Annotated in this window: 13 protein-coding genes and 1 riboswitch; of the genes, 5 read left to right on the forward strand and 8 right to left on the reverse strand. The window is 37.4% G+C overall.

What is annotated here, in order from left to right; all coding sequences use genetic code 11:
• Positions 1-10: 10 nt before the first annotated feature.
• The gene (locus tag JCM9157_RS24875; RefSeq protein ID WP_162831753.1) at positions 11-154 is read right to left on the reverse strand and encodes a hypothetical protein; all 144 of its coding nucleotides are present in this window, start codon (positions 152-154) and stop codon (positions 11-13) included.
• A gap of 42 nt (positions 155-196) precedes the next feature.
• A complete protein-coding gene (locus JCM9157_RS05920) occupies positions 197-838 on the reverse strand; it encodes a restriction endonuclease (protein ID WP_035663019.1) in 642 nt (213 codons plus the stop codon).
• 114 nt (positions 839-952) lie between these two features.
• Here JCM9157_RS05920 and JCM9157_RS05925 point away from each other — a divergent pair, with 114 nt between their 5' ends.
• Genes JCM9157_RS05925 through JCM9157_RS05935 form a run of 3 tightly spaced genes read left to right on the forward strand, consistent with a single transcriptional unit; the run spans position 953 to position 3,044 of the window.
• Positions 953-1,675: an SDR family oxidoreductase gene (locus tag JCM9157_RS05925; RefSeq protein ID WP_035663020.1), complete on the forward strand. Its 723-nt coding sequence runs from the start codon at positions 953-955 to the stop codon at positions 1,673-1,675.
• A complete protein-coding gene (locus JCM9157_RS05930) occupies positions 1,672-2,691 on the forward strand; it encodes an S-adenosylmethionine:tRNA ribosyltransferase-isomerase (protein WP_035663022.1) in 1,020 nt (339 codons plus the stop codon). The genes JCM9157_RS05925 and JCM9157_RS05930 overlap by 4 nt, the downstream gene beginning before the upstream one ends.
• A 23-nt stretch (positions 2,692-2,714) precedes the next feature.
• The gene (locus JCM9157_RS05935) at positions 2,715-3,044 is read left to right on the forward strand and encodes a hypothetical protein (protein WP_148296814.1); all 330 of its coding nucleotides are present in this window, start codon (positions 2,715-2,717) and stop codon (positions 3,042-3,044) included.
• A gap of 406 nt (positions 3,045-3,450) precedes the next feature.
• Here the strand turns inward: JCM9157_RS05935 and JCM9157_RS05940 are convergent, their stop codons facing one another.
• Both JCM9157_RS05940 and JCM9157_RS05945 read right to left on the reverse strand, forming a co-directional pair.
• Positions 3,451-4,095: a response regulator gene (locus JCM9157_RS05940; protein WP_035663025.1), complete on the reverse strand. Its 645-nt coding sequence runs from the start codon at positions 4,093-4,095 to the stop codon at positions 3,451-3,453.
• A gap of 10 nt (positions 4,096-4,105) precedes the next feature.
• A complete protein-coding gene (locus JCM9157_RS05945) occupies positions 4,106-5,539 on the reverse strand; it encodes a GAF domain-containing sensor histidine kinase (RefSeq protein WP_035663027.1) in 1,434 nt (477 codons plus the stop codon).
• Positions 5,540-5,669: 130 nt separating this feature from the next.
• On the opposite strand from JCM9157_RS05945, the gene JCM9157_RS05950 reads away from it, so the two are divergent.
• Complete coding sequence (locus JCM9157_RS05950) at positions 5,670-6,290, forward strand: restriction endonuclease (RefSeq protein ID WP_035663029.1); 621 nt, start codon at positions 5,670-5,672, stop codon at positions 6,288-6,290.
• A gap of 90 nt (positions 6,291-6,380) precedes the next feature.
• Here JCM9157_RS05950 and JCM9157_RS05955 read toward each other — a convergent pair whose 3' ends face one another.
• From JCM9157_RS05955 to JCM9157_RS05970, 4 genes are all read right to left on the reverse strand, one after another.
• Positions 6,381-7,259, reverse strand: a complete 879-nt coding sequence (locus tag JCM9157_RS05955; RefSeq protein ID WP_035663030.1) for a hypothetical protein — start codon at positions 7,257-7,259, stop codon at positions 6,381-6,383.
• Positions 7,260-7,345: 86 nt separating this feature from the next.
• Positions 7,346-7,624 carry a hypothetical protein gene (locus tag JCM9157_RS05960; RefSeq protein ID WP_052012964.1) on the reverse strand — a complete coding sequence of 93 codons (279 nt, stop codon included), beginning with the start codon at positions 7,622-7,624 and terminating at the stop codon, positions 7,346-7,348.
• The gene (locus tag JCM9157_RS23255; protein WP_052012965.1) at positions 7,614-8,024 is read right to left on the reverse strand and encodes a hypothetical protein; all 411 of its coding nucleotides are present in this window, start codon (positions 8,022-8,024) and stop codon (positions 7,614-7,616) included. Before JCM9157_RS23255 ends, JCM9157_RS05960 begins: the two co-directional genes overlap by 11 nt.
• 148 nt (positions 8,025-8,172) lie before the next feature.
• Positions 8,173-9,006 (reverse strand): tyrosine-type recombinase/integrase, encoded by an 834-nt coding sequence (locus tag JCM9157_RS05970; RefSeq protein WP_052012966.1) that lies wholly within the window; start codon positions 9,004-9,006, stop codon positions 8,173-8,175.
• A gap of 167 nt (positions 9,007-9,173) precedes the next feature.
• Between JCM9157_RS05970 and JCM9157_RS05975 the strand changes: the two genes are divergently transcribed.
• Entirely contained in the window at positions 9,174-10,217 is a 1,044-nt protein-coding gene (locus JCM9157_RS05975) for a lactonase family protein (protein ID WP_035663032.1), read from the forward strand.
• Between the two features lie 128 nt (positions 10,218-10,345).
• Positions 10,346-10,437, forward strand: a riboswitch (purine riboswitch). This riboswitch is flagged as partial in the annotation.

Genomic DNA, 10,437 nt, shown 5'->3' on the forward strand with positions numbered 1-10,437 from the left:
AACCGAGCCATCAAGCGGCTCGGTCATCATCATCGTCCTCGGTCTTTTCCTCTACAAAATAATACACTCGCGGTAACTGCTGAAAGCGAAGATATTCTTGCAATAATGATCCTCCTATAAATGCGACCATTTGCCAATCAATTCCCTTTAGCATAGTCCACCCCCATATCCATCCTTATGTTAGAGGAAAGATGTCCTATTCCGCACTTACCTTTTGTTTGGCTCTTGATTTTTTGTAATAAAATTCTCCTGCTTGAATGACTCCTCTAGTCGATTCCATTTCTTCTATACTGTCTTCAGCCGTGTAGTCGACCCAGTCATATTCTTCTTCTAAACAATCCTTTGCTTCTTCAAAATTTCCCCTTTTAAAGCTTTTTATCATTTCTCCCATCTCAGAACGTGTAAGGATTCTCACTTTAGTCGCAGCAGCTAATTTTCGGCATGGATCTGATACTTCCTCTGCAGATGTGATAATTAAAGCACGGTCTGCTCCGTAGTAGGCTTGAGCAGTATAAATTTGTTGGACGGCATCAAGTCCAAGTTTCTCAGATAAACGTTTTGCTTGAACGACTGTTAGTTGTTCTTCACGATTCCGAAAAAGGAGATCCGCACCGAAGTCCCTGCTTTTTTTCGTTAAATAGGTTTCATTATAATCAAGGGATCTGATCAACACATATAAATACTCTTCAAACTCATGTCCTGTCATTTGGTCTATATCAGATAAGGATATTTTCGCTACGTCATACCTTTTTTTCTTTCTTATTTTCAAAATTACGGCAATGATTATCATGGCAGCTAGCAAACTTAAAAATAAAAGAATGAAATGATTACTCTCCATCTCTTCCCCTCCTTTCTACTCCAAAAGTTGTAGATAATTTCATTCTCTTTCTCGATGCTGTATTTTCCCTATTTCCATAAAATGAAATTATCAGAAACAAAGGAGATTGATCTTATGAATAAACAAACGATTATGATCACAGGCGCTTCAAAAGGCCTTGGGAAAAGTCTAGCTTTATATTTTGCTGAAAAAGGAGCTAATCTTGCTCTTTGTGCAAGAGATGAGAAAGCCTTAAAAATAGTTCAACAGGAAATAGAACTATTGGGTGTTGATGTCGTGGTAACAGTAGCTGATGTATCAAGTGAGAAAGACGTCGAACGCTTTGTTTCAATTGCTGAACAGCACTTTGGACGAATAGATACGTTAATCAATAATGCGTCTATTTTTGGACCTGGTCCTCTCTATTTAGCTGATTACCCTGAAAGAGAATTTGAGACTGTTATCAAGACGAATATTATGAATCCTTTCCTCGTCACAAAACGTGTTTTACCCGGAATGTTAGCAAGAGGCACTGGAAGTATTATAAACCTTACTTCGGAAGTTGGCCAAACCGGATACGCCGAATGGGGAGCATACGCTGTTTCTAAATTCGCCATTGAGGGAATGACCCAAGTTTGGGCTGATGAACTAGCATCTACGGGAATCAGGATCAATTTAGTTGATCCGGGTGAAATGGACACTTCTATGCACGAAATAGCTGTACCTGATTGTGATTATGAATTAACACATCCTAGTGACGTTGTTGAAGTATTTGGTTATTTAGCTTCAGACGAATCTATCGGAATTACAGGCCAACGTTATCAAGCACAAAACTTTGAGCGGGAGGGTTTATCATGAAACCATTAACTTATTCGTTTCAAGTTCCTGCCCATTTACATGCAAACACCCCTGCTGAATATCGCTCTAGTAAGCGTGAGGCTGTTAAATTATTCGTGCTGGACCGACATAGTGGTTCTTACCACCATGACAATTTTGATCATTTTAGCACATACCTTAATAAAGGTGATGTTCTCATATTAAATAATAGCAGAACTTTACCAGCTGTTTTGCATACAATTGATAAAATAGAAATACGTCTAGCAAAAAAACGTCAAGACGACACATGGGAGGCACTAATAATCGGAGCGCTTCCCAAGAATGGTAAGTTAATTTTTCCAGATAACGTTAATGCTACTATGAAAAAGTCAGATTCTAAAAAACCACTAGTAACGTTACAATTCTCAGTTAGTGGTAATTCCTTTTATGAATTCTTGTACCGGCACGGTTCACCTATTCGTTATGAATATATTCACCGTGAATGGCCAATCCAAGCCTATCAAACCGTTTTCAGTTCAGTACCAGGCTCCATTGAAATGCCTTCTGCAGGTCGTGCACTGTCTTGGAAAATGCTCGCCCAACTACAAAAAAAGGGTGTGAAAATTGTTTTTGTCCAACTGCATACAGGCCTAAGCTATTTCGAGAACGATCAATGGCCAGAGCCCTCAAACCATTCAGAAGCTTTTTCCGTTTCAAATGAGGTTGTCACGCTGATTAAGCAAGCAAAAACGACCGGATCAAAAGTCATTGCGGTTGGCACGACTGTTGTTCGAGCCCTCGAGAGCGCAGTAGATGCTTACGGAATGTTGCGCCCAACAACCGGTGAAACCACTCTTCATATAAAAGCTGATACGATGTTAAACGTCGTTGATGGATTATTAACTGGGTTCCATGAACCAGAAGCTAGTCACCTTGATATGCTATCTGCTTTTATCGAAACACCCTATTTACTAACGGCCTATCACGAAGCAATTAATCAAGGCTATTTATGGCACGAGTTCGGGGATATAAATTTAATTCTTCCGCTAAACAAATGATTTTTCATCATATTGGGATATATGTGGATAATCTTTTTAAAGCGAAGAAGCTGTTTGTGGAGGAATTTAATTGGTTATTGGAGTTAAGCTTTACTTTTATGGATGAGGAAATTGTCTTCTTAAGAAAAGGGTTGTTCCGAATAGAAATAATTGAGAGGGTAGATATTGGGCCAGTAGAAATTCATTATGCTTTTAAAGTACCAAGCCTCCATGAGTATTTACAACTTTTTCAGACCCAATTAGTTGAAGGACCCTATTTGTTAGAAAACGGATGGTCTATCGCAGTTTTTGAGATAGATGGACGAATGATTGAACTGATTCAATTAAAGGATATGGGGACCGGCTATGAGTAGCCGTCCCTCTCTTCCCCTCTAGTCAGAATAGATTATAGATTTACTTATGAAGGACCTTTTGGCTTTGTTCTCTACTAATTTTGGACTTCATCCGGTTAATGATGACCTTTCCTGCTTGCTTCTCTTCTACTTTTCGTCTTCAGCAGGCCTATGATGACCTTTTCCACTTGCTTCTCTTCTACTTTTCGTCTTCATTCCGCTTATGATGACCTTTCCTGCTTGCTTCTCTTCTACTTTTCGTCTTCAGCAGGCTTATGATGACCTTTTCCACTTGCTTCTCTTCTACTTTTCGTCTTCATCGGAGAGTTGGCTTAGATTCTCCCCCCTACCTCCTTCCACTTAAATCACGTTTCAAAATGTTACAGCATTAATAAAAAAAGCTTGGAAAAATCCAAGCTACGGGGTACTATCGTTTTTTCACTTGATGTTTTAAGGCAAAAACAGCTGCTTGCGTTCGATCCGAAAGTTCTAACTTGGCTAATAAATTCGACATGTGCGTTTTAACCGTTTTTTCTGTGATATGTAAGTTCTGACCGATTTCCTTGTTACTGTGACCTTTTGCCACTTCTATGAGGACATCTAGTTCACGCCCTGTTAATCGGTTGATTCGTTCTTGTTCATTTGTATAGATCTTTGACACTCTTGTGAGAAGATGCTTGGTTACTTTTTCATCTATGCAGTTTTTGCCTTCGTAAACAGCTCGGACTGTTTCTGCTAGCTGCTCTGGTTCAATGTCTTTCAACTGATAACCTGCTGCACCTGCTTCAAGAGCTGGGATCACATGATCTTGATCAGTAAAACTAGTTAACACTAGAATAATAGCTTGAGGATCGAACTCAATTATTTTTTGAGTACTTTCTATGCCATTCAAAACTGGCATATCTAGATCCATTAAAACAACATCTGGTTGCACTTGTTTATATTTTTCAATTGCTTCTTCTCCATTACCGGCCTCAGCCACTACTTGGAGTCCTTCCACTGTTGTTAAAAAATAGACAAGGCCTCGTCTGACAACATGGTGGTCATCTACAATAAGGATTCGTATCGACATCGTTAACTCCTTACCGATTCGGAATGACAACTTTAATCATCGTTCCTTTATTTTTTGAACAAGTCCACTCAAAGGAGCCGTTAAGTAATTCTACTCTTTCTTTCATACCTTTAATTCCTGTTGATTGTGGATGTATTTGTTCGGTGTTCACAGCCCCTATTCCTTGATCATGAATTTTCATGACGACAAAATCAACACTTGCCTCAATCGAGATCACAGCTGTTTGGACTCCACTGTGCTTTTTCACATTGTTCAAAGCTTCCTGTGCCACTCTCCATAAACATTCCTCACTTCTCTCTGAAAGAGTGAGTAAACCGGTGATTGATACTTCGATCTCAATCTCAAGAAGTTGACTATAACGTTTGATAGCTTGAATCATTCCATCCTCAAGGTCTACTGAACGAAGCTGTGAGATTGATTGCTTCAAAGATTTTAAGGCTTCTTGTGATAATTCTTGGATGTAACCTAAAACTTGATTCGTCGTTTGATCAGATATCTGCTTTTGCGCTCCTTTTGCTGTTAAAGAAATAGAAAACAGCAACTGGTTTACCGAGTCGTGTAAATCACGGGCTAAGCGATTTCGCTCATTTAATCTGACTAATTCCTTTTTTTGCTCAACTAGCTGATTTTTTTCTATTTGTAAACTTATATGTTGAACTAATTGATCAACGATTTCTCGATCAACTTCATCAATAACTGTATGATAAACAGTCAAAACTACTTTTTTTTCAATGCTTGCTTCAGCTCTCCATCTAGTAAGCCCCTCTTGCTTGCCAAGCATGATCTCTTCATCGTCTAGCTGCAAGGAAAATCCACTCCATGAAAACAGTTCACTAACCTTATAAATGATCGCCTCCAGACTGTGTTCCTGCTCTTGTAAAAAGAAACTAAAACGTCCGACTAGGTTCAGCATACATGCTCTTCTCTGTTCTGTTTCAAGCAAAGTGACACGCTTAACCGTTGCGCCTATTTGATAGGCCACCATTTCTAATAAATCTAGCTCTTCCTCGGAAAAATCTGATTTATGAGGAGCCGCGACATTCATTAACCCAAACGATTCATTTCCAGCAAAAATAGGAACGGTCGCATGGTGACTGATTCCGAGTGTATCTCCATGAATGTCTTTTTTCACCCGTTCAATTCGTTGACACTCGATGATATTAACCGCTTTAATTAAACGTCCAGTTACGTATTTTTCTTTACACCAGCAACCACCTTCACATAACAGTTTATTCTCATTAAAAGCTAAACTAGGAGGTAAGCCTGCAGAAGCAATTAACGTATGCTTGCCAGCGTCATCGACTAGAAAAATCCAGCCACACTCAAGCTTCGTCACTTCCAATACTTTTTCAAGCACATGTTGAAGCATTTCTTGTAGGTTCATGCCTTTATTTAATGTTTTAGATATGATTCGTAACGTTTCTAAAACGGTATGCGACGCCATCATTCTACTCCTTTAACTCATCATTGCTTTAATCGTACATGAGAAACGATTTTGAGAAAAGAAGATTATTTCATATATATTCCAATTACGGGGCATACTACAAACAAATTGTAAAAAAGGAGCGTTGTTCATGGCCCAAACAAGCAAACAAAAAGGAAGATTTCTTCCCATTATCCTTTTTTTAATCACATATATTCTCGTCCAGCTTTATAATTACGATTTTACAGTATTTGGTGTTTCTTTAGCATTGCTCTTATCCATGACTGGGATATGGTTGTTATTTAAAGAATATAAACTAACATCTCCTCATATTACAGCTGAGTTTCTTAATGTCGATGATTTACCTGATCGACAATTTCAACAATTACTTGTTCCGATATTTCAGGCACAAGGATATTCTGTCAATAAAATGAAGGAACATTATAAGTCAAAAGCAGATTTAGTTCTTAGAAAAAAAGGAGTTAAAGCGATTGTTTTTGCACGGAGACAAACTAATAATGTTGGAGCAAATGCGATAAAAGAGGCTTTAGCTTGTAAATCATTATATCAAGCATCAAGAGTCATTTTCGTCACAAACCGTCAATTTACAGAAGCAGCCAAACAAGAAGCACGTGCAAATAAAATGATTCTCATTGATCGTGACTCGCTCGAAGCGTTACTTGACAGGTATTTAAGACATAAGAGAACGCACCGCTTTATCCAGCGTGTTCGCACATTGATTGTGAATGAAGAAGTGAAAGAAGACTCTTAAAAGTTACGCATCGAGGCACTGAAAAAGGGGGGCTTTCCCTTTTTCAGTGCCTCTTCCCGCCTTGAGTGGAGTTGGGAAATCCCAAACCTACTACTGCGATACTCCTTCTGTTTTTTGATGCAATTTAATCCAAGAGTGTAAATGATGGACTGATATCCCTTGAACGTTTCGATATTTTTTATTTAATGTTGAAATAAATTGATTCATTTCCGATTCGGTCTTCTCTGAGAAGGAAATAGACTGTTCTTCTCCTTCTAAACTTTCCGTTTCAACTGTTAGAACAATATCGACATGATCCGATGCAAATTCCTCAAAGTATGGTGCCACAATAGCATGAAAACCATTCTCTCCTTCAAGTTCTGTTCGATAAGACATGATTAGTACAGTGTCTATGTAAGAATACATCCATGTCAACAAATTCTCTCCTTCGACCTCTAATTGATAAAACCAAAAAGGAATGGCCATTTCAAAAGGGACATTTTCGTTCTGAGAGAATTCAGAACCTATTCGTACCACTTCTTGATAGCCTTTTAATATTGATAACTGTTCTGTTTCCCACTCATCTAGTAGATATGGTTCTACATCTAATAACAAACCATCAAAACGAGCAGCATCATTTACTTGGCGGTGATATTCCTTTAACCACTCTAATGTATTATTCAATTCATCCAACTGTTGCACCCAGTCTTTTGCTCCATCAATGGCAAAGACCGCAATCTCCATTGCATGAGCAGCCTCTATCATTTTTTCATATTCTTCATATGCTAATTCTTGATCAATTTGTACATATAATTTACTAATTCTTTTTTCAGTTAAAAAATGGAAATATCGCTCGCTGTTTGCTTGAAATTCTCTTGTATCCCATACCCAGGTAGATTGAATATCTGGTTCTTTGTTTACTATCAAGTAAATAACGAATCCTCCTCCTAGAGTGAGAATGAGAGCAAAGATGACATTGATTTTTTTCAACTGATGCCTCCTCCTAATGATGTTCTTTAGTTGAATGTACAATATAATTAAACTAAATACAAAAAAGCTGACCTAGTCAGCACAGGTCAACTCTTATCATTTGAAGAAAAAGATGCTTCCTCAATATAGAAAGCCTCTATATCTGTTATTTTCACATGAATTAAACCTTGTTTCAGTTCGCTTAAGTGATCGGGTTCAATCTCTACTAGTAGAAAGTCACTTTTAATTTCGAGAAGGTTTCCTATAATGACAAACGGATAAGGCTGTATGAGAATAAATACTTTTTTCCCAATACTTGATTTCAACGTATCTGCAACCACTTTTTGTCGGACCGTACCACTAGCTAAATGAGGTTTACTTTTCATAGCTGAATTCCTCCACTGTAAAATTCGAAATACGCTCAATCGGAAAATGAAGAGGGGTATTAAAGCAGTAATCTTCAAGTGGCGTTAAAGGCAGAATAACAGAATCTAAAGTAATATAGCCATTCGTTACTTGGACAACCTTGCCTTTAAAAAGAGCTGGTACTTGAATTTGTTTAAACGTTAGTTGGTTAGCACTAAGGGATAGTGTTATATGTTTACCAACAACTTGTTGAAAAAGCGAATTCATCGCTAGAAGAGTATCACCTGCTCTAATTTTATATTGCTGAAACATATTTTTTCCTTTGCCTATTTTCGATTCGTTGGACCAGTACATTTCTTGCATCGTTGAATTTGACGTTTTCGGTTTGAACACCAATTGATTTTCATTTTTGGCCATCATTCTTTTCCACCCCACTCACTAAAAACGTGTTCGAGACAGTGTATGGTGAACCTGCCTAATTGGTTATGGGCAAAAGAACCAAAAAAGATCAAATATAGCCCTGTTTCTGAAGTTTAAGTCAGAAAAAGGGCTATATTTGATCAAGAGATTAACCTACATAATCATCGGCTATTGGCAGGTATTGCTTTGTAACATTAATATCTGAATGACCTGAAAGCTGTGCGACAATGGACAAATCCACGCCTTTTCGAACTAGATCATAACAAAACGTATGACGAAGTTTGTGTGGATGAATATTATATTCTTGCTTTAACATATGTTGAACTGTGCGTGTTGCAATTCGTTTTTGATAGTTAGATAGAAACAGGGCCTCTTGATCATCTGTTCTAGAAACAAGATAATCGTTTAATTTAGCGACAAGCTCCTTTGATAATGGGATGATTCGTTCATTGCCATTATCTGCTCGTACAACTACTGATCCAGTTTGACTTTTTGGGTTTAACTTTAAGTCTTTCTTATTTAACATACAAAGTTCAGAAACACGAACACCTGTAAATAATAAGGTATAGACAATCGCTACATTTCGCTTACTTGGATCTTTTTTAGCTCGTTTAATTATATCTTGTACTTCATTTTCATCTAGAAAGTCTGGTGCTACATAATCAATTTTCTTATTCGTTCTTTGAACAGAATCAATTAATTCTGGCAACTCTAATGATTTGACAAAGGTATTAATCGTATTGAATATTTTGTTAATTGTAGATACACTTCTTTTTTCAGCTTCTAGATAGTGAATATAAGCTTGAATATCATCTTTAGTTACATCTGTGATGATTGTGTCACGTGACTCTAACCAATTGCAAAATGATAGGATTACACCACAATAAGTTTTGATTGTATTCTCCGATCTTCCTTTTTCTGAGAGATAGACAGCAAAAGAATCGATCACGTCTTTTGTGGTTCCAGCGCATTTTTTATCCAAAATGATTCCCCCTCTAACTACTCAAACTATACACTTTGTCAAGTGTTTTGTCAAGTTCTGCGCAATATTTTATTTGTTAATTTTTTCCCATATGAGTACTGTTAATGATGCTAGTCTCTCTTGGCTATGATATAGTTAGCTTGTGAATAATAAAGGAGGACTATAGAATGGCAAAAGTTACTGCTTATATTGGAACTTACACAAACGGTGATAGTAAAGGAATTTATCAGCTCACACTAGAGACAAAAACAGGAGATTTGTCTGAACCTTTCGTTGCAGCTGAATTAGATAATCCTACTTTCTTAACGATAACAACTGATAATAAATTTCTTTATTCCGTAATTAAAGTAGGAGACGAGGGAGGCATCGGTGCGTACTCCATCCAAGAAAACGGTCAATTATTGAAACTGAATCATGAAGTGACAGCAGGAAGCCCTCCCTGTCATGTTAGCTTAGATAAAAATAATGAGTATGCCTACTCTGCAAATTATCACCTTGGGACAGGCTCTTCCTATAAAGTAACAGACGATGGAGCCATTTCACCAGCTTTATCTGTTGTCGAACATAAAGGAAATGGCCCACACGAGCGTCAAGAAAAGCCACATGCTCACTTTGCAGGTTTAACACCTGATGAAAAATTCTTATGTGTAGTCGACTTAGGAACAGATAAAATGGGAGTTTATGATGTTGATTCAGGAAAACTAAGTTTACATAGTGAAGTCTCTTTTAAAGCTGGAACTGGCCCAAGACATATTCAATTTCACCCCAATGGAAAATTCGCCTATGTTAATGGTGAGTTGAGCTCTGAAGTTATTGTCCTATCTTATGACTCTGAAACAAACTTCTTCGCCGAGCTTCAAACGATTACTTCACTTCCAGCAGATTTTGAAGGTGAGAGTATCGGTGGGGCGATTAAAGTTTCTCCTTGTGGTCAGTTTGTTTATGCTTCCAATCGTGGCGATGATAGCATTGCTGTTTTCGGAGTGGATCAAGACACCGGTATCTTATCATTGATCCAGCATATCTCGACTGGTGGTGAGTTCCCTAGAGACTTCACGATTGATCCAACAGGAACTTACCTACTAGCAGCCAACCAAAATACAAGCAATATTGTTCCTTTTTTAATTGATCAGAAAACCGGTAAATTAACAAAAACTAATATTGAAGTGACAGTTCCAAATCCCGTTTGCATTGCGTTTTTACAAATTTAATTGCATATACGTTAAGGCTGTTCAACAGATTCACTGTTTGAATAGCCTTCTTTTATATTAAAACACGAATATTTTTATATTGACAAAAGTATAACGTTTGCCTTATCATTCCTTTTGTTGAGTTTTTTTTACAATATTATTTTAACGTTCGTATATCCTCAATAATATGGTTTGAGGGTCTCTATAAGGAACCGTAAAATCCTAACTACGAATGAATACA

This window comes from Halalkalibacter akibai JCM 9157, assembly GCF_000513135.1.
In the GTDB taxonomy this organism is placed as follows: Bacteria; Bacillota; Bacilli; order Bacillales; family Bacillaceae_D; genus Halalkalibacter; species Halalkalibacter akibai.

Bases quoted from the DNA above. Each gene is read 5' to 3' on its own strand.
- JCM9157_RS24875 (WP_162831753.1), bottom strand. From the start codon at position 154: ATGCTAAAGGGAATTGATTGGCAAATGGTCGCATTTATAGGAGGATCA.
- JCM9157_RS05960 (WP_052012964.1), bottom strand. From the start codon at position 7,624: ATGAAAAGTAAACCTCATTTAGCTAGTGGTACGGTCCGACAAAAAGTG.
- JCM9157_RS05925 (WP_035663020.1), top strand. From the start codon at position 953: ATGAATAAACAAACGATTATGATCACAGGCGCTTCAAAAGGCCTTGGG.
- JCM9157_RS05920 (WP_035663019.1), bottom strand. From the start codon at position 838: ATGGAGAGTAATCATTTCATTCTTTTATTTTTAAGTTTGCTAGCTGCC.
- JCM9157_RS23255 (WP_052012965.1), bottom strand. From the start codon at position 8,024: ATGATGGCCAAAAATGAAAATCAATTGGTGTTCAAACCGAAAACGTCA.
- JCM9157_RS05950 (WP_035663029.1), top strand. From the start codon at position 5,670: ATGGCCCAAACAAGCAAACAAAAAGGAAGATTTCTTCCCATTATCCTT.
- JCM9157_RS05940 (WP_035663025.1), bottom strand. From the start codon at position 4,095: ATGTCGATACGAATCCTTATTGTAGATGACCACCATGTTGTCAGACGA.
- JCM9157_RS05975 (WP_035663032.1), top strand. From the start codon at position 9,174: ATGGCAAAAGTTACTGCTTATATTGGAACTTACACAAACGGTGATAGT.
- JCM9157_RS05930 (WP_035663022.1), top strand. From the start codon at position 1,672: ATGAAACCATTAACTTATTCGTTTCAAGTTCCTGCCCATTTACATGCA.
- JCM9157_RS05945 (WP_035663027.1), bottom strand. From the start codon at position 5,539: ATGGCGTCGCATACCGTTTTAGAAACGTTACGAATCATATCTAAAACA.